Below are 15,878 nucleotides of genomic sequence, written 5' to 3' on the forward strand. Positions count from 1 at the left end.
GCGCCTTGGTCCTTGTCAGGTGATTCGGTTCATCGCGCGGCGGTCAGGAGCCAGCTCCGCACATCCGCTGTCGGTTCAGGGTGGCGCGGCTTGCGCGGCGAAACCAGGTAGAAGTCCGAACCGACGCGCAATTCCGTCGCGAAGGGGCGCGCGAGGCGGCCTGCATCAATATCGTCCTGCACGAAGAACAGGCTCGCTAACGCCAGACCCTGACCGGCGACAGCCGCGTCAACGGCGAGCGATGTCTGGTTGAAGCGAATGTTCTTGGCTGAGGCGGTCACGCCACCCGGATAGGCTCGTTCGAGGAACTGTGGCCAGAAATTATGTGCGTCGTGTAGGAGCGCATAGCGCGTGAGATTGTCGTCCTCGTCGGGCGGACCGAGCTTTTCGAGGAGAAGCGGGCTGGCAACTGCGACGATCACCTGCTCGAACAGGAGTTCGGTGTTGAGGCCCGCCCCGAAGGGTGGCCGCCCATAGCGCACGGCGATGTCGACCGCATCCGTCTGGAAGCTGGAAAGCCGATCCGTGGCAAGGATACGAAGGTCTATATCCGGGTGTGTGGCGGTAAAATCTGGCAGGCGCGGGATCAGCCAGCGTGATGCGAAGGTCGGCGTGACGCTGATGGTCAGGTGCCTGGGTTCCGGCTTCAGCATTTCGGTCGCCTCGGCGATCAACTCGAACGCCCGGCGGATATTGGCAACGTAGCTGCGGCCCGCCTCCGTCAAGGCCAGCGTGCGTGGCTGGCGCTCAAACAGCTTCAGCCCGAGTTCGGCTTCCAGCCCGCGAATCTGCTGCGCGACCGCCCCTTGCGTGACGCCCAGCTCCTCGGCCGCGAGCCGGAAGTTGAGATGCCGCGTCACGACCTCGAATACGCGCAGGCCGTTGAGCGAGGGGAGTCGAGGGAAACCTTCCGGCATAGGATAGATTTTCTACAGAGTGATGGGAGTGGAACTGGTTCGTATCCCGTTTCAAAGGATGATACCAATCCATAGTGCCTCCGTATAGGCGGCTTCCACGATCAATTCTCTTTCAGAGGCCACGGATATGACAGTAGAAAAAATCGCAATCATCACGGCTGGCGGTAGTGGAATGGGCGCGGCTGCTGCGCGCCGGCTGGCGGCAGATGGGTTCAAGGTCGCGGTTCTCTCGTCCTCTGGCAAGGGTGAGGCACTGGCACAGGAACTCGGGGGCTTCGGCGTCACGGGCTCGAACCAGTCGAATGACGACTTGAAGCGCCTCGTCGACGGCACCCTTGAGCGTTGGGGACGTATCGACGTGCTGGTCAACAGCGCCGGCCACGGCCCGCGCAAGCAGATCCTCGAAATCACCGACGAGGACTGGCACGCAGGGTTCGACACCTATTTCCTGAACGTCGTGCGGCCGGCTCGGCTCGTCGCTCCGACCATGCAGAAGCAGAAGGGCGGCGTCATTATCAACATCTCGACGGCCTGGGCCTTCGAGCCGAGTGCGATGTTCCCGACCTCGGCCGTTGCTCGTGCCGGGCTCGCATCTTTCACCAAGATCTTCGCCGATACCTATGCGGCCGACAACATCCGCATGAACAACGTGCTGCCCGGCTGGATCGACAGTCTCCCCGCGACCGAGGAGCGCCGCGACGGCGTGCCTTTGAAGCGTTACGGCACCTCCGAGGAAATCGCGGCGACGGTTGCCTTCCTCGCTTCCGATGGCGCGGCCTATATCACTGGCCAGAATATCCGGGTCGACGGCGGCGTCACCCGCGCCGTGTAAGCCCATGAAGAAAACCGCCTGGCTTGCCTTCTGCTTCCTCGGATTCATCTGGGGAAGCAATTTCATCTTCGTCAAATGGGCAGCGGAATACATCACGCCGGCTCAGATCACGCTGCTGCGCGTGGTCTTCGGCTTCCTCCCTGTTTTTCTGTTCGCGCTGTCTCGGGGCGAACTGCGATGGAGCCATGCCCGTCATGTGCATCATTTCGCGGTCATGGCGCTGGTGGCGACCGCGCTTTACTATTTCGCCTTCGCCAAGGGCACGGCCTTGCTGCCGTCGAGCATCGCCGGAATGCTGAGCGGGGCGATCCCGCTCTTCACCTTCGTCTGCGCTTTCCTTTTCCTGCGCGAGGAACGCATCACGGCGACAAAGGCGGTCGGCGTCGCCCTCGGCTTTCTCGGCGTGTTGCTGATCGCGCAGCCGTGGTCGGTCGGTGGCGACATCGAGATGGCAGGGGTCGCCTGGATGATCGCGGGCACCTTCAGCGTCGGTTGCTCCTTCGTCTATGCCAGAAAATTCGTCAGCCCGCTGAAGCTGCCAGCCGCCGCCTTGACGACCTACCAGATCGGCATCGCAATGCTTCTGCTGTTCATGGTGATCCCGGTCGAGGGGATTGGCGCGGTCTTCGCCGACGACCGGGCCTGGATCGGCCTTGTCATCGGTCTTGGCCTCTGCGGAACCGGCCTTGCCTATGTCGCCTATTATCACATCGTCGAAAACCTCGGTGCGCTGGCGGCTTCGAGCGTTACCTACATTCCTCCGGTCGTGGCCCTGGTGATCGGCGTCGTGTTCGTCGGCGAGGCGATCCAGCTGATCGGCTACCTGGCGATGTGCCTCATCCTCGCGGGGGTCGCTCTGCTTCAGTTCGGGTCGCGGAAGGTGGCACCGGAGGTCGAGCCAGATGCCGGTGTCGGCCTTGCTCCTGCCGGAAAAGCACCATGAAGCAGGCATTGCTCCATGATGTCTGGCTGGTGCTGGCCGATGCGGTCAAACAGCGAACGCCCTTTACGCTGATGCAACTCGCGACCGTCGGCGAGGACGGTGCGCCGAAGATCCGAACCATCGTGCTGCGCAGCTTCAACGAGGCATCTACGAGTCTGTCCTTCATCACCGACCTGCGTTCGCCCAAGGTTCGGGAGATCACGGCCAATCCGTGCGTATCGCTTGCCGGCTTCGACAATGAGAGGGTCGTTCAACTGCGCATCGACGGTCGGGCGGAGATCATCGAAGACGAGACGAGGCGGCGGGACTTCTGGAACGCGCTGCGCCCGCATACACATATCCTCTTTCGGTCGGCACTGCCGCCGGGGACAGTGCTGGCCTCGCCGAATGAAATGGAAACCGACGATAGCGATCCGGCGACCGCCTATGCGCGGTTCTGCCTGGTCGAGATCGTCATAAGCCATGTGGAACGATTGGATCTTTCCTCGGAGCCGCACAGGCGATGCAGCTTTAGGCAAGGGCTCCACGGCTGGGAAGGACGCTGGATCGTGCCCTAAGAACGGTTTTGCGATAGTTGTAGCGTTCGCCTCCGTCGCGCCATCGCCGCGAAAAAGCAGTTTACGGGATCGGCATTAATGCAAGCACTCCGCCTGACGATCTATTCGTCCGCTGCCGCTACATCCTCGGTAATCTCCTGCCGCAGCTTCGGTCCCTGTGCGAGGCGTCGGCCGAGCGCAGTGATGAACGCCTCGTATCGCTCGGCCGATTTGGCCTTTGCCGCCTTTGCCGCCGGCTCGGGCAAGGCTGGCGTCGTCATCAGCCAGAAACGAATGAATACCGCCAGGCTCTCGACGGCGATGCCGACATCACGCTCTACCCGCGTCATGCGGCGGTCGATCTGGTCGAGTCGCTTGGCGACGATCGCCTCGCGGCGCTCAGCATCATCCGGCGACACGAAGGATGCGATGGCAGCCTCGGCGATCATGGATTGCGACCGATCCCGGCGTGCGGCGAAGTCGGCCAGCGCCGCAGTGAGGTCTGGATCGAGATAGATCGTGACCTTTGATTTCTTCTTGCGTTGCATCATGGTCCTATAGGTCCATGCCGTCGTTCGGGTCCATGGCAACCTGCCGGGCAATCCCCTGGACCTGCCGGATCATCCGCCGGTTCTGGACAGCCTCCTCGTCGACATCATCGGGCGGGGCGAACTCAAACTCGTTCTCGATGGGCTTTTTCTTCTCCACCGGCTTCACCCGGCTGAGTTCTGGCTGCAAGCGGCGTTCGGATTCGGTCGTATCCTCGTCATCCGTCGTGGGGTTGTCCTCATCCACGGCGGCTTCCGGCCGCGCCGGGAGCGGAAGCGTGGTCCAGTCGTCGGGCCGGGCTCCCTCAGGGCGCTGCAATTCAGGTGGTGACAGAACACGCTCGCGAAACCGGGCGTCCTCGTAGTAGCGCGCCTTCGTCGCCCGGATCGGGGGGATGCCCGCCACCATGACGATCTCCTCATGCGGGGGAAGCTGCATGATCTCGCCCGGCGTCAGCAACTGGCGGGCGGTTTCCGAGCGCGAAACCATGAGGTGCCCGAGCCAGGGCGACAGCCGGTGCCCGGCGTAGTTCTTCATCGCCTTCATCTCGGTAGCAGTGCCGAGCGCGTCCGAGACTCGCTTGGCGGTGCGTTCGTCATTCGTCGCAAAGCTCACCCGCACATGGCAGTTGTCGAGGATAGAGTTGTTCGGGCCATAGGCTTTCTCGATCTGGTTCAGCGACTGCGCGATCAGGAAGCTCTTGAGACCATAGCCCGCCATGAAGGCCAGGGCCGTCTCGAAGAAGTCGAGCCTGCCCAACGCCGGAAACTCGTCGAGCATCAAGAGCAGCCGATGCCGCCCCGTGTTCGCCTGCAGATCCTCGGTCAGGCGGCGGCCGACCTGATTCAGCAGCAGTCGCATCAAGGGCTTGGTGCGGTTGATGTCGGAGGGCGGCACGACGAGGTAGAGCGTGGTCGGCTGATCGCCTCCCACAATGTCGCTGATGCGCCAGTCTGAGCGGCGCGTGACCTCGGCCACGACCGGATCTCGATAGAGGCCGAGAAACGACATCGCCGTCGACAACACGCCGGACCGCTCGTTCTCGGATTTGTTGCGCAGCTCCCGCGCGGCGCTGGCGATGACGGGGTGCGGTCCTGCGTCACCGAGATGCGCGGTTTCCATCATGGCGCGCAGGGTGGAATCCACCGGGCGCTTCGGATCGGAGAGGAATCGTGCCACGCCGGCGAGGGTCTTGTCGGGCTCCGCATAGAGGACATGAAGGATGGCGCCGACGAGGAGCGAATGGCTGGTTTTTTCCCAGTGATTCCTTTTGTCCAACGAGCCTTCGGGGTCGACGAGGATGTCGGCAATGTTCTGGACGTCGCGCACCTCCCACTCGCCGCGGCGCACCTCGAGCAGCGGATTGTAGGCCGAGGACTTTGGGTTGGTTGGGTCGAAGAGCAGCACGCGGCCATGGCGTGCCCGGAAACCCGAGGTAAGCTGCCAGTTCTCGCCCTTGATGTCGTGGACGATGGCCGAGCCGGGCCAGGTCAACAGCGTCGGCACCACCAGGCCGACGCCCTTGCCCGAACGTGTCGGGGCAAAGCACAGCACATGCTCCGGTCCATCATGGCGCAGATACTCGCGATCATACCGGCCAAGGACGACACCATCGGGATCGAGCAGGCCGGCCGCCTTCACCTCGGGTTTCTCCGCCCATCGCGCCGAGCCATAGGTGGCGACGTTCTTCGCCTCGCGCGCGCGCCAGACTGACATGCCGATGGCGACCGCGATGGCGATGAAGCCGCCCGAGGCCGCGATGATCCCGCCCTTGGCGAAGATCGGCGGCGCATAGGCTTCATAGAAATACCACCACCAGAAGAGTGCGGGCGGATAGTAGATCGGGGTGCCGAACAGCTCGAACCAGGGCGGCCCGAGTTGCGCCTGATAGGCAAGGCTCCAGGCGACATATTGGGTGGCGCCCCAGGTGGTGGCGAGGATGATGAGGAAGACGACGCTGATCTGTCCCCAGAGGATCTTGGTGGCGGACATGGGGTTGGTTCCTTTCCGATTGAGGTCAGAGGCCGAGGCCGCGCTTGCGCCCGAAGTCCCAATCGACACCGCCGTCGTCGCGGGCGATGCCGGAGACGTGACGGCCGATCTGCTTCTCAATGGAGGGCGACCAGGGCACGAGCTGGAAGCCGAGGCCATCGTCGATCATGGCGAAGCGGCCTGAGGCGAGCGCGAAGCGCTGGCGATAGGAGCCGGCGACATATTCGCCGCTGGCGGCGCGCTCGAAGGACATGCCGGTCTCGGCCGCGAGCTTCTCGCCGAGACTGTCGAGTTCGCGCCTGCGCAGCGTGTTCAATAGCCGGCGAGCGAAGACGACGCGCCCGCCTTGCCGCTCCGCGAGATCCTCGCCGATCAGATGCTCCGCCCGCTCGTCCAGTGCCTGACGGACCTCGGCGCCGAAGCCGCTATCCGAGAGAGGAACCGGCTCGCGGGCGATGGCCTGGCGGTCGAGCCAGGTCGCGCCCGAGGCCCCCACCTGCGCACCGAGATCAAGATCGGAGCGGACAGCGAGCGCGACGCGGCGCGCACCTTGCGCATCTTCATAGGCGCGCAACTCGACGATTGAGCCGGGCGGGCTGTCACCGGCGGCATCGAGATGAGGGAGCTTGATGTGGTGGGTGCGTCCGTCGACGCCATCGACGACGGCATAGGCCGTGCCCTTCAACTCGTCGTCAAGGCCGCGCTCGACCAGGCGGCCGATGACGGGAACGTCGAGGCTTTCGCCGGCGAGGACATAGCTGGCCGAGCCGCGTTCGATGCCGCGCGCGATCAGGGCACGGTGCATGCGCTTGATGATGTCGCCGCGCTCGCCGAGTTCGCGCAAGACCGTCTCGGCCTCGGGCTTGATGAACCATTGCGAATGGCCGATCTGCCCGGCGACGCCGAGGATTTCGAGGGTGCGCAGCCGCCCGACCTTCAGCGTATGGAACTCGTCCTGCGGTCGGCTGGCGAGCGGGGCAAGATCGACGATGCCGGATTTTCCCGCATCACGGACAAGCTGCCGGTCGAGCTGGGTCCAGCGTTCCGCCTCGATCTGGGCCTCTAGCGCACGGTGAATGTCGAGATCGGTGCGCGGCCCCAGCTCCTGGGTGATGAGATCGCGCGCCCGGTCCCGCATCCCCTCCTTGATGTAGTCGCGGGAGATCACGAGGTCCTGCCCATCGTCGCGAACACCGCGCACGATCAGATGGACATGCGGATGCGCGGTGTTCCAGTGATCGACCGCCACCCAGTCGAGGCGCGTCCCGAGATCCTTTTCCATCTGGCCGACAAGATCGCGCGTGAATGATCGGAGGTCGGAAATATCCGGCGCGTCGTCGGGCGAGACGATGAACCGGAAATGATGCCGGTCATCGCCGCACCGCTCCGCGAAGGCGCGACCATCGGCATCCTCCGTTCCCGGCCCGAACAGCCGTGCCTTCTCGCCATCTCGGGTCACGCCGTCACGGCGGAGATAATCGAGATGCGTTCCGAGCGGCGCGGACCATGCCATGTTGCGCACCACGCGCGCCTTGACGACGGCGCCGCGTGTGCGGGTGGTGATGAGACGATTGGCCTGGACGCTGGCGCGCTGGCCGCGCCCGAAGCGGGAGCGATTGCCGGAAGTCACGCGGCCGGATCGAGAGACGCCACCGCCGGCCTTCTTCGCGGCGGCGAGCGCCTGCGCGATGAAGGGCCGGGTCTGCTGAGCGCGGGTCGAGCGGATGCGCCCCGGCCTTATGCGGAACTCGTGTTCATCGGACATGACACAGCCCCGCACGGTGCAAGACAGTAAGGAAATTCAGGAGGATGGGCGCGAGGCGCACGGTGCGCGAATGCGCGGCACGGTGCGGAACGCGCCGAAAACATGAACAAAAACAACCGACCGACCGAGCCGCACCGTGCGCGCTTTTATCCTGCCATCTTCCGGTCGTGGTGCCTGCCGCCACCCCCCGCGCCCTCCATGACACGCCAGCGGTCGACAGGATGCGAAACCGCACGGAGCCGCTCATGGCTGGTCCTCACCGGCACTGCGAGCGACGAACAGCCCCTCCGGCTGCAAGGCCGTGAGCGTTTCCGGTGCTGCCGGGACGAATGAAGGGGCGTCGCGAGGCGTGGGGTCGGGTGAAGCCGGATCGGAAGCGGTAGCGCCGATTTCTCCCGCCACGAAGATCGCCGCCTCGCGCCAATCGAGCGGTGGAACAACCGACGAGCTGCCCCCCGACGGTCGCTCGCCGAGCAGGATCGGTGTCAGCGCGGCGACGTAGGCGCGTGTCTCGGCCGGAAGCGGACGAGCCGTCGCGCGGTATTCGTCGTAACGGCCGGGACCGGCATTGTAGGCCGCGAGCATCGCGGCCACATTGCCGTAGCGATCCCACATCTCGCGGAGATAGGCCGTGCCCGCGAGGATGTTGTCGCGCGGCTCGAAGGGGTCGCGGCCGAGAGCATGGCGGATGCGCAGATCCGCCCAGGTGTCGGGCATGACCTGCATCAGTCCCATCGCACCGGCGGACGAAATTGCGCGCACGTCGCCCGCGCTCTCAGTGCGCATCACGGCGATGATCCATGTCGTCGGGATGCCGAAGCGTTGCGAGGCTTCCGCAATGTGGGCGTCGTGCGGATGCGCGGCAACCACATGACCGGGCATCGCAGCTTGGGCTAGGACGGGCGGCGTGGTGATGGCTGAAACGAACAGGCCGGAAAGAAGAGAGAGGATGATGCGGCGGCGGACGCCGTATCTCCCGGAGGCGAGACGAATGCAGGAGATGAGCATGGTCATTCCTGCTCGTCGCGCTTCTTTTGGCGGGTCCAGTGCAAGCCCCAGTCGCGTCCGTCCTCGTCCGCCTGGAACAGGCGGGCGCGGATCGGCTGCTGGAAGACGGGATCGTCGAGCAGGACCGAAACGAACGGCCCGGCGCGTTCCCCGGAATGTTTCCAGCCCGCGCCGACTTCCGGTCCGTCCTCGTCGCCGAGGTGGATGCGGTAGGCGGGCGCATTCTCCGCCTCGGCGTTCTCTGCTGGAACGAAGGTCAACTCCGCGTCGAGCGTGAGGGTGCGGACATGCCCGGAATAGCCGGACGGGGTGCGGGTAAATTGGCCGATCTGTGCCATGGGAGGTTTCCTTTGCTATGCGGTGGAGAAGACGCGGGCCGTTCGCACGCCCCGCAGCGGACGCGCCGTCACCGCATCGGCGCGCGCCAGACAAAGCGGCCATCGCCGTCTTCGTCGGTGAAAAGCGGGATCGCGCGGCCGATCACCGCCGAGGCGGGGAACGGGCCGAAATAGCGGCCGTCGAGGCTGTCGCCGACGTCCGGGTTCATCAGGAAGACTTCGCCCTCGGCGATGACGCGGCAGCCCTGCCAGACCGGCAGGTCTCGGCCGAGGCTGTCGCGGTCGCGTGCTTCGCCGAGCGGAACACCATCGACGGCGATGGCGCGGCCGGCGCGGCAGACGCGCTGTCCGGGCAGGCCGATCACGCGCTTCAGAAGCGGCACGTCGCGCGCGACGTAGCCGCGGTCCACCATGTAGGACGCGAACGGCTCAGGTGGCATGACGGCGACCAGATCGGGCATCTCGATCCGATCAGCGGGCGCGACGGTGTAGAACCCGATCGGCACGCTGGCCGATGCGTTCCAGAGCAGCCTTGGCGCGGTCGGAACGAATCCGGCGATGGCGATCCCCAGCGTGGCCGCCGCCGTCACCATGACATAGCGAAAGCGCGTCATGGGGCGATCTCCCGGCGCCGGAGCCATGCCTGATGGCGCTCGGCGGTGTAAGGACGCGGCGCTTCGCCTGCGTTCATCCAGTGGGCGACATGCCGCCAGTGATCGGGATCGACCTGGGCGGGATCGACGCCAATGGCCTCGATCCCGTCGACATGGCGAAGGACGGCCTCAACCTTCGGCCAGCCTTCGATCTTCAGCAGGATTTCGCCGCCCGGACGGACGAAGGGCAGCGTCTGATAGGATTCGCCCGGCGCAACCGCGCGCAGGATGTCGAGGCGCGAAATGATCGTGCCGTGGTCGTTCGCCGCCCAGCGGACGAACGCGAACACCGAACCAGGACCGAAAGAAACGACGCGCCGGTTGCGGTCGAGGATCTGCGTTCCCGCCTCATGGCCGAACCTGATCCAGTATTCGGTCCTGCCCTCCACCCAGGTCAGTTCCACGCGGGTCAGATCGCCATCATGGGCATCGATACCGATCATGGGCGGTCTCCCGCTGTGTCGGGAAACTCGCGCGCAAGCAGGTCACGCAGCATGTCCGCGACGGTGGTGCCGCGCCCGAACGCGGCGATCTTGATCCGCCCGCGAAGCTCGGGCGTGATGTCGATCGTCAGCCGGGCGGAATGGGCGGCTGCGGCGCCATCGCGCGCTGGCCGTCCATCGCCAGCCTTGATCCAGCCATCGGGATCGGCTGGGCGCGTAGCGAAGCCGCGCTTGTCCGTGCCGGCCGTCATGACGGGGCTCCGTCATGGAACGGCAGCACGGTGGCGATGCGGGCGCGGGCGAGATCGGCCATGTCGGCGTCGATCTCGCAGCCGAGATAGCTCCGGCCGGAAAGCCGACAGGCTTCCCCGGCTGCGCCGGAACCGGCGAACCAGTCACCGACAAGTCCGCCTTCCGGGCAGCTCGTGCGGATCAGGATTTCCAGGAGCGCCGACGGTTTCTCGGTCGGATGGATGGCGCGGCCGTGGCAGTTGCGCAGGTAGATGACCGAGCGCATGAGGCGCGGTCCGCCGTCATGGCTAATGTAATGGCCGGCGTCGATCTGGCCGGTATGGGGTGGACGCTGCTTGCGCCGCACCGTGCGGGCCGTTGCGTCGGGCGTGGTCTGGACGTCGTTGTAGATGTCGCGCCAGGCGGTCTCTGCCGGATAGAACTGGACGGCCAGCTCATGCACCCGCTTGAAGCGATCATTGTGAAAGCCGGTGCCGTTCTGCTTCTCCCAGATCACCTCCTGCGCGATGCGCAGACCCGCATTGGCGAAGTGGTCGGCGGTCGCCATGAAGGAACGAAGTGAACCGAAAACCCAGAGCGAGCCGGTCGGCTTGAGGGCGGCGCGCGCCAGCGCGACCCAGCCCTCGACGCGCCGGTCCCAGGCGAGCGAGGTGTCGCCATAGGGCGGATCGGCGAGGATCATGTCGTAGGGAGCGTGCCAGGGCATTTCTTCGCGGCAGTCGCCGGTCAGGATGGTCATTGGCCGACCCTCCCGATGCCCAGCCGCGCAATCTCATCGGTGAGCGCTGCGACTTCACGCGCGGCAGGAGATTGGCGGTCGATCTCGCCTGCGAGACGACCTGACTGTGCAGCGTCGGCGAAGACGACGCGCTGCCCGACAGTGGTGGCAAGGACGGGCGGGTCGTGATCTGCAAGGCTTTCGGCCGTTTCGCGGGCGATGACGGTGCGCGCGCCGCAGCGGTTGAGCGCGAAGCGGGCGACGAGTTGGGGCCGATAGATGCGGGCCTCTGCGAGGAGGGCCAGCATTTCGGCCGAGGCCCAGCCATCGAGGGGCGACGGCTGCACCGGGATCAGCACCAGGTCGGCGGCGAGGAGCGCGGAGCGCATGAGGCTGGCGACACGCGGCGGTCCGTCGATGACGACGTGATCGACATCGCGGGCGATCTCCGGTGCCTCGCGGTGCAGTGTGTCCCGTGCGAGGCCGACGGTGCCGAACAGTCGAGGCAGGCCCTCGCGTGCGCGTTGCTGTGACCAGTCGAGCGCCGAACCCTGCGGGTCGGCATCGAGAAGTGTGACGCGCTTTCCGCCCTGCGCCAGTTCTCCGGCGAGATGCAGCGCCAGCGTGGTCTTGCCGACACCGCCCTTCTGGTTGAGGAGTGCGATGATCATTGGCCGCCTCCCGGCAAGTCGAGAGGAAGGCGGGGTGTGTCGGAACCTTCGGAAGCCTCGGTTCCGCCGGGCTGAGGGGCCGGCTGGGAAGCGCGTGGCGTGGCAGATGCGCCGTTCCTAGCGGCTCTGCTGAGGCTTCTGGCGGTGTCGCGGATGAGGTTTTCCACATCGCGCACGCGCTCTTCAAGGTTAGAGTCTTTGTTAGACTCTAAGTTAAGGGCGCGATTTTGCGAGTGGTCTTCGGGCGTTAAGCCCGATTTCGGTTCCCGATAGCACGAGCCTTGGGTTCCCGATAGCACGATAGTCCGGGTTCCCGATAGCACGAGGCCATTCACAGGTTTTCCACAGGCCGGTGTCGGCTCGAAGGCGAGCAGCATGCGCCCGCCGATCTCGGCTTCCAGAAAGAGCCGGTAGCCCGGCAAGGGCTGGCGTCGGATGATGTCGCGCAACTCAAAAGCGAAGCGTTTGAATGGCGACATGCTGCCGGACTTCTGATGGAGGTGGCGGAAGTCGAAGCGCCAACCCTCACGCTGGCGGCCGCCGTGCTTACGCACTAGGCGGTAGAGCCATCGGTCGAGTCCGCCGGTCAGGTCGAAATAGGTCCGGTCGATGGTCAGCACGAGCGCGTCGTCGAGGACGGCCTGATAGAACCAGTCCGGCACGATCATCTCGATACCATCGGGGCGGCCGTTGCGGTCGGTGCGCTCCTGCCATTCGTTGATCCAGGAGAAGCGATGCCGGCGGCCTTCAGCTGGTTGCCGGATCGAGGTGGAAATGGTGGTCGATTGCAGCCGGTCGAGTGCGGCCTTCAGGCGCTGGTAGTCGCGCAGCGACGTGCCGCGCCCGACATAGGTGAGGATTTCGTAAGGCGTGGCGGCCATCAGCCGGGACGTCCGAAGCCCGGTATCACGGGCTTCGACGATCTGGCTGGCGGCCCAGATCAGGATGTCCGCATCCCAGATCGTCGCCATGCCATGATCGGGGACCGCCTCGACCCGGATCGTCACATTGCCGGCGGCGAAGTCGATGGGCGCGACACGTTTTGACTTGCCGAGGGAGAAGAAGGGATAGGCCATGAGATCCTGCGCGTCTCGTGGCGCGAAGTCGCCGGGGAGCGCCCTGAACAGGTCGAGCTGCCCGCGCTCGGAAAGGGATCGACGTCGCGCCACCATGAAGGGAACTGGGTGCGATCAGCGGGCGGAGCGCCCGACCTGCGGGCCGGTCGGAAGGGCGTGGCGCTTGGCGGGCAGCACGGAGCCACGGGGATCGGAGGTGGAGGTTACCGCACCGCGCTCGGTCCAGGCTTCGAGATCGTCGATGGCATAGACAACCCGGCCGCCGAGCTTGCGATAGGCAGGGCCGGTCCCGTAGGTGCGGTGTTTTTCGAGCGTCCGGGCCGAAAGGCTGAGAAAATCCGCAGCCTCCTTGGTGCGCAGGAAGCGCGGCGGCAAAACGACGGGTTCATGTGGCATGATCGGGCCTCCGGGCTGTTGGGAACGGCCACTGCGAGTCAGCGGCGGGACAACGACCACGGTGGCGGAGGGAGGCCGGCGAGTTGCAGGGCGAAGTTGATGGGTATCGAAATCGCCCACCAGCCCAGGCGTCGAACTACGCTAGCGTTGGCGACGATGACGCAGGAGTTTTCGATAGCCGCCCGCGACCATGGAATGGGCGTCGCGCAGAAGCGCCTTGATCGTGTGGCGGGCCGAAGACGCCTGCCATTCATCGCGGTCGAGCGGCCCGATCTTCAGGATGACTTGCGCGATTTCCTGCTGTGTGGCGCCCGCCCTGTGTCCGTCAAAGGCGCGAAGCATCCGTCGCAGGCGTATGCGCTGCTGCCGGGTCAGCCGCGTATCGGGAGGAATGGCGCGGCCATGTAGGGCGGAGAGGAAGCGGCGGACGGCTTCGATCCGGTCGAAGCCGTCCAGGCCGAGCGGAACGATGGCGACGGCGATCCTGTCGTCGCCGGCCGTGCAGTCGAGGATCTGCAGATGCTGTCCGTTGCCAATATCGAGCCGGTAGTCCTCATCCGTAGGTTGCGAGCGAGGATGGGCGCGCCAGATCACGGTAGCTGCGAGACCGATTTGCTCGTCAAATTCCGATGGCGCGTTCGCCAGTATGACGACGCTCGTGTCCTCCTGCGGAAGCCATAATACCTTGGCGTCAGGTGGCGCAGCCAGCGGATCGACGGGGAAATCGGAGTCCCCACCGCTGCCGGATTCGTTCGGTCAGCGGTTCGGGATCTCCCTGGCCAGAGGCCGATGCCTCAAAATCAGCGTCATAGGCATCGTTGCGGCGGAGCCACTCCCAAGCCAGATCGGATGGCGTCAGCACATCCAGATGCTCGTAGTCTGCCGAAGAACGCCAGGTAGATGCGTTGGGTGTCATCGGAGCCTCCCACGTCACAGCTCAGGAAGTTGGAGAGACTCTACGATTCCCGTTCGGGTTGAATTGAGGAAGCTGGGTCGGGATCAACAGGTGATGCGTCCCGCGCATCGCTATGATGTTCGGTGCTGACTTTCGCGGACCAGTTCGCGATAGCCGCGCTCGGTCATCCAACGCGCTCGTGCGAGATGCGCGTCATGAACGCGGCGGCTACGCTCGGGATCACGCTCTGGATCGAGATTGAAGAGGATTCGAACCGCTTCGCGCCAGTCGGCGCCATCGCGCGCTGCGTCGAGCAGGCGCATATAGAGCTTCATGTGTTCTCGATCATATGGTGTCAGCGTTTGGCTGGACGGTGGTTCGTCAAGAAATGTCTGTGTCGCTTGTCCCATCAGTCGCTCACGATCGGATAACGTATTTGTTAACCATCTCCGGCGGGAGATAGCCATTCTTTTTATGGGCAACGGGTCAATGCGCAGGCCACGACGCTAACCCGGCGTCGGGCTCCGCTCGTGCAGGAGCAAGACGCCTTCGCCCTTATCCGTTGACAGGAAAACGATGCCGGCCGCTTCGAGAGCGCGGCGAACCTGATCGCGAGTCGTCTCGAACACCTCAAGCCCATTTTGGGATTCGAGGCGTTTGAGTGCGGTCAATGCGACCTGGGCCTTGTCAGCGAGCGTCTCCTGTGTCCAACCCAGCAACGCGCGTGCGGCCCGTGATTGGCGAGCGGTGATCATACATGATCACCTCCCACCGAGACCTGCACGCACTCCAGAACTACGACTATAATAGTCGCTCTGCCTTCAAATTCCACTCGAAATTCGGCTGGAATCGTCGTGATCAACCTCGCAGTGGCGGGATAGGCAGCCATCTGATTCGGTCGGACATACGACAGCGTATCGGCGCGGCCAGAATGGCCTGGCCCAGGGAGAGGAGGATGGGTTTGGGAAGGAGGGCGAGGGAACCGTCGCCTCCTTCCCATGGGAGGGTTCAAGGGAGGGGCTTCAGCCCTTCCCTTGGGGAGGATGTTTGAAGGAGGGGGCTTGCCCCTTCCTTCATGGGAGAGCGTTGAGAGGGGCGTGCCCCTTTCATCAGCCCTGCGGGCCGGTCGATCCGGCCGGCAGGGCTTTGACGACGAAGCAAAGACGAGAGGCGGCTTTCGCCGCCTCTCGTCGAAGGGTCAGTCGGTATCCGGTCCCCAGAGCGGATTGCTCTCCGGGTCCTCGATGTGCCCGTAGTCCGGTTCGAAACCGCGAACCACAGCCCCGATCTCGTGACCGCCGATGCTCGTGCGCCCCTGCGCAACGAGGATGCTCACCGCAGTCGGATCGGCCTCGATGGCCCAGATCGCGTCCTCCATATCGTCGTGGGGACCGAGGTTTTCGATGGGGATAACGTCGCCATCCTCGTCGTAGCCGCCGTGCAGATACATCGGCGCCTCGGCCAGACGCTTTGCGGCAAGCTCGGCATCGCGGATAAGCCCGAAAGCCTGCTTGCGATCGCGCCAGTATTCGGCGCTGCCCCCGTCGATACGGATGATCTTTTGTTCGGTCATGTCATGCTCCTTTCTCTCGCTGACGGGAGGGTCGGGCACCGTAGCCGCGAGGGGTCAGGGATCGCGCAGCGACCGCCAGCGGCGGCGAGCGGGGGAGCCGATTTTCTGACGATGCCCTTGGGTATCGGCTGAAAATTGGGGGGACCGTGAAGTCCTTGACGCCGGAGTGGCTGGTGCATGATCCGAAGTCAGAGAGAGAAGAGCCCGCGGCCCCGACTAGGGGCCGCGACAATATTCGGTGGAACCGAAGGGGAGGTTTGGAGGGGTTTCCCCTCCATGGGTGGGGGAGTTTGAGGGGGCGGGGCTTTGCCCTGCACCTTC

At 64.8% G+C, this 15,878-nt stretch carries 21 protein-coding genes; 3 read left to right on the forward strand and 18 right to left on the reverse strand.

Translation table 11 applies throughout. From position 1 onward, the window contains the following. Positions 1–29: 29 nt before the first annotated feature. The gene (gene gcvA, locus V7Q42_RS06250; RefSeq protein WP_080620504.1) at positions 30–917 is read right to left on the reverse strand and encodes a transcriptional regulator GcvA; all 888 of its coding nucleotides are present in this window, start codon (positions 915–917) and stop codon (positions 30–32) included. 127 nt (positions 918–1,044) lie between these two features. On the opposite strand from gcvA, the gene V7Q42_RS06255 reads away from it, so the two are divergent. The 3 genes from V7Q42_RS06255 to V7Q42_RS06265 are packed head-to-tail and all read left to right on the forward strand — an operon-like array spanning position 1,045 to position 3,249. Then, positions 1,045–1,749 carry an SDR family oxidoreductase gene (locus V7Q42_RS06255; protein ID WP_080620503.1) on the forward strand — a complete coding sequence of 235 codons (705 nt, stop codon included), beginning with the start codon at positions 1,045–1,047 and terminating at the stop codon, positions 1,747–1,749. Positions 1,750–1,753: 4 nt separating this feature from the next. Beyond that, positions 1,754–2,692 carry a DMT family transporter gene (locus V7Q42_RS06260; RefSeq protein WP_080620502.1) on the forward strand — a complete coding sequence of 313 codons (939 nt, stop codon included), beginning with the start codon at positions 1,754–1,756 and terminating at the stop codon, positions 2,690–2,692. Continuing rightward, the gene (locus tag V7Q42_RS06265) at positions 2,689–3,249 is read left to right on the forward strand and encodes a pyridoxamine 5'-phosphate oxidase family protein (protein ID WP_080620501.1); all 561 of its coding nucleotides are present in this window, start codon (positions 2,689–2,691) and stop codon (positions 3,247–3,249) included. The genes V7Q42_RS06260 and V7Q42_RS06265 overlap by 4 nt, the downstream gene beginning before the upstream one ends. A 101-nt stretch (positions 3,250–3,350) precedes the next feature. On the opposite strand, the gene V7Q42_RS06270 is transcribed toward V7Q42_RS06265, so the two are convergent. From V7Q42_RS06270 to V7Q42_RS06350, 17 genes are all read right to left on the reverse strand, one after another. Further along, complete coding sequence (locus V7Q42_RS06270; RefSeq protein WP_080620500.1) at positions 3,351–3,779, reverse strand: ribbon-helix-helix protein, CopG family; 429 nt, start codon at positions 3,777–3,779, stop codon at positions 3,351–3,353. Positions 3,780–3,783: 4 nt separating this feature from the next. Further along, complete coding sequence (locus tag V7Q42_RS06275) at positions 3,784–5,769, reverse strand: conjugal transfer protein TraG (protein ID WP_089389005.1); 1,986 nt, start codon at positions 5,767–5,769, stop codon at positions 3,784–3,786. A gap of 25 nt (positions 5,770–5,794) precedes the next feature. Then, positions 5,795–7,534 (reverse strand): relaxase/mobilization nuclease domain-containing protein, encoded by a 1,740-nt coding sequence (locus V7Q42_RS06280; RefSeq protein ID WP_080620499.1) that lies wholly within the window; start codon positions 7,532–7,534, stop codon positions 5,795–5,797. Between the two features lie 243 nt (positions 7,535–7,777). Next, the gene (locus V7Q42_RS06285; RefSeq protein WP_080622748.1) at positions 7,778–8,542 is read right to left on the reverse strand and encodes a lytic transglycosylase domain-containing protein; all 765 of its coding nucleotides are present in this window, start codon (positions 8,540–8,542) and stop codon (positions 7,778–7,780) included. A 2-nt stretch (positions 8,543–8,544) separates the two neighbouring features. After that, positions 8,545–8,880 (reverse strand): DUF736 domain-containing protein, encoded by a 336-nt coding sequence (locus V7Q42_RS06290; protein ID WP_080620498.1) that lies wholly within the window; start codon positions 8,878–8,880, stop codon positions 8,545–8,547. A gap of 68 nt (positions 8,881–8,948) precedes the next feature. Beyond that, the gene (locus tag V7Q42_RS06295) at positions 8,949–9,494 is read right to left on the reverse strand and encodes a S26 family signal peptidase (RefSeq protein ID WP_080620497.1); all 546 of its coding nucleotides are present in this window, start codon (positions 9,492–9,494) and stop codon (positions 8,949–8,951) included. Further along, positions 9,491–9,976 carry a DUF2840 domain-containing protein gene (locus V7Q42_RS06300; protein ID WP_080620496.1) on the reverse strand — a complete coding sequence of 162 codons (486 nt, stop codon included), beginning with the start codon at positions 9,974–9,976 and terminating at the stop codon, positions 9,491–9,493. The genes V7Q42_RS06295 and V7Q42_RS06300 overlap by 4 nt, the downstream gene beginning before the upstream one ends. Further along, positions 9,973–10,227, reverse strand: a complete 255-nt coding sequence (locus tag V7Q42_RS06305; RefSeq protein WP_080620495.1) for a ribbon-helix-helix protein — start codon at positions 10,225–10,227, stop codon at positions 9,973–9,975. Before V7Q42_RS06305 ends, V7Q42_RS06300 begins: the two co-directional genes overlap by 4 nt. Next, entirely contained in the window at positions 10,224–10,967 is a 744-nt protein-coding gene (locus tag V7Q42_RS06310) for a DNA-methyltransferase (protein WP_080620494.1), read from the reverse strand. Before V7Q42_RS06310 ends, V7Q42_RS06305 begins: the two co-directional genes overlap by 4 nt. Next, positions 10,964–11,617 carry a ParA family partition ATPase gene (parA, locus tag V7Q42_RS06315; RefSeq protein ID WP_080620493.1) on the reverse strand — a complete coding sequence of 218 codons (654 nt, stop codon included), beginning with the start codon at positions 11,615–11,617 and terminating at the stop codon, positions 10,964–10,966. The genes V7Q42_RS06310 and parA overlap by 4 nt, the downstream gene beginning before the upstream one ends. Then, on the reverse strand, positions 11,614–12,789 hold the full coding sequence (locus tag V7Q42_RS06320; RefSeq protein WP_080620492.1) for a replication initiator protein A: 1,176 nt from the start codon (positions 12,787–12,789) through the stop codon (positions 11,614–11,616). Before V7Q42_RS06320 ends, parA begins: the two co-directional genes overlap by 4 nt. An 18-nt stretch (positions 12,790–12,807) precedes the next feature. Continuing rightward, positions 12,808–13,089, reverse strand: a complete 282-nt coding sequence (locus tag V7Q42_RS06325) for a helix-turn-helix transcriptional regulator (protein WP_080620491.1) — start codon at positions 13,087–13,089, stop codon at positions 12,808–12,810. Positions 13,090–13,230: 141 nt separating this feature from the next. Further along, positions 13,231–13,683 (reverse strand): DUF2285 domain-containing protein, encoded by a 453-nt coding sequence (locus V7Q42_RS06330; protein WP_226341155.1) that lies wholly within the window; start codon positions 13,681–13,683, stop codon positions 13,231–13,233. Positions 13,684–13,780: 97 nt separating this feature from the next. Continuing rightward, the gene (locus V7Q42_RS06335; protein ID WP_080620489.1) at positions 13,781–14,005 is read right to left on the reverse strand and encodes a transcriptional regulator domain-containing protein; all 225 of its coding nucleotides are present in this window, start codon (positions 14,003–14,005) and stop codon (positions 13,781–13,783) included. A gap of 110 nt (positions 14,006–14,115) precedes the next feature. Then, positions 14,116–14,394 carry a DNA -binding domain-containing protein gene (locus tag V7Q42_RS06340; RefSeq protein WP_080620488.1) on the reverse strand — a complete coding sequence of 93 codons (279 nt, stop codon included), beginning with the start codon at positions 14,392–14,394 and terminating at the stop codon, positions 14,116–14,118. Positions 14,395–14,490: 96 nt separating this feature from the next. Further along, on the reverse strand, positions 14,491–14,739 hold the full coding sequence (locus tag V7Q42_RS06345; RefSeq protein ID WP_080620487.1) for a helix-turn-helix domain-containing protein: 249 nt from the start codon (positions 14,737–14,739) through the stop codon (positions 14,491–14,493). 443 nt (positions 14,740–15,182) lie between these two features. Then, entirely contained in the window at positions 15,183–15,557 is a 375-nt protein-coding gene (locus V7Q42_RS06350; protein WP_080620486.1) for a hypothetical protein, read from the reverse strand. Between the last annotated feature and the right edge of the window lie 321 nt (positions 15,558–15,878).

Source organism: Pinisolibacter sp., from assembly GCF_036782435.1.
In the GTDB taxonomy this organism is placed as follows: domain Bacteria; phylum Pseudomonadota; class Alphaproteobacteria; order Rhizobiales; family Ancalomicrobiaceae; genus CALBKH01.

What these genes read in the sequence shown, in the direction of transcription:
- V7Q42_RS06340 (WP_080620488.1), bottom strand. Translation starts at nt 14,394, where the DNA reads ATGGGACAAGCGACACAGACATTTCTTGACGAACCACCGTCCAGCCAA.
- V7Q42_RS06350 (WP_080620486.1), bottom strand. Translation starts at nt 15,557, where the DNA reads ATGACCGAACAAAAGATCATCCGTATCGACGGGGGCAGCGCCGAATAC.
- V7Q42_RS06300 (WP_080620496.1), bottom strand. Translation starts at nt 9,976, where the DNA reads ATGATCGGTATCGATGCCCATGATGGCGATCTGACCCGCGTGGAACTG.
- V7Q42_RS06345 (WP_080620487.1), bottom strand. Translation starts at nt 14,739, where the DNA reads ATGATCACCGCTCGCCAATCACGGGCCGCACGCGCGTTGCTGGGTTGG.
- V7Q42_RS06275 (WP_089389005.1), bottom strand. Translation starts at nt 5,769, where the DNA reads ATGTCCGCCACCAAGATCCTCTGGGGACAGATCAGCGTCGTCTTCCTC.
- V7Q42_RS06310 (WP_080620494.1), bottom strand. Translation starts at nt 10,967, where the DNA reads ATGACCATCCTGACCGGCGACTGCCGCGAAGAAATGCCCTGGCACGCT.
- V7Q42_RS06325 (WP_080620491.1), bottom strand. Translation starts at nt 13,089, where the DNA reads ATGCCACATGAACCCGTCGTTTTGCCGCCGCGCTTCCTGCGCACCAAG.
- V7Q42_RS06285 (WP_080622748.1), bottom strand. Translation starts at nt 8,542, where the DNA reads ATGCTCATCTCCTGCATTCGTCTCGCCTCCGGGAGATACGGCGTCCGC.
- V7Q42_RS06265 (WP_080620501.1), top strand. Translation starts at nt 2,689, where the DNA reads ATGAAGCAGGCATTGCTCCATGATGTCTGGCTGGTGCTGGCCGATGCG.
- V7Q42_RS06290 (WP_080620498.1), bottom strand. Translation starts at nt 8,880, where the DNA reads ATGGCACAGATCGGCCAATTTACCCGCACCCCGTCCGGCTATTCCGGG.
- V7Q42_RS06320 (WP_080620492.1), bottom strand. Translation starts at nt 12,789, where the DNA reads ATGGTGGCGCGACGTCGATCCCTTTCCGAGCGCGGGCAGCTCGACCTG.
- V7Q42_RS06255 (WP_080620503.1), top strand. Translation starts at nt 1,045, where the DNA reads ATGACAGTAGAAAAAATCGCAATCATCACGGCTGGCGGTAGTGGAATG.
- parA (WP_080620493.1), bottom strand. Translation starts at nt 11,617, where the DNA reads ATGATCATCGCACTCCTCAACCAGAAGGGCGGTGTCGGCAAGACCACG.
- gcvA (WP_080620504.1), bottom strand. Translation starts at nt 917, where the DNA reads ATGCCGGAAGGTTTCCCTCGACTCCCCTCGCTCAACGGCCTGCGCGTA.
- V7Q42_RS06260 (WP_080620502.1), top strand. Translation starts at nt 1,754, where the DNA reads ATGAAGAAAACCGCCTGGCTTGCCTTCTGCTTCCTCGGATTCATCTGG.
- V7Q42_RS06335 (WP_080620489.1), bottom strand. Translation starts at nt 14,005, where the DNA reads ATGACACCCAACGCATCTACCTGGCGTTCTTCGGCAGACTACGAGCAT.
- V7Q42_RS06270 (WP_080620500.1), bottom strand. Translation starts at nt 3,779, where the DNA reads ATGATGCAACGCAAGAAGAAATCAAAGGTCACGATCTATCTCGATCCA.
- V7Q42_RS06295 (WP_080620497.1), bottom strand. Translation starts at nt 9,494, where the DNA reads ATGACGCGCTTTCGCTATGTCATGGTGACGGCGGCGGCCACGCTGGGG.
- V7Q42_RS06280 (WP_080620499.1), bottom strand. Translation starts at nt 7,534, where the DNA reads ATGTCCGATGAACACGAGTTCCGCATAAGGCCGGGGCGCATCCGCTCG.
- V7Q42_RS06305 (WP_080620495.1), bottom strand. Translation starts at nt 10,227, where the DNA reads ATGACGGCCGGCACGGACAAGCGCGGCTTCGCTACGCGCCCAGCCGAT.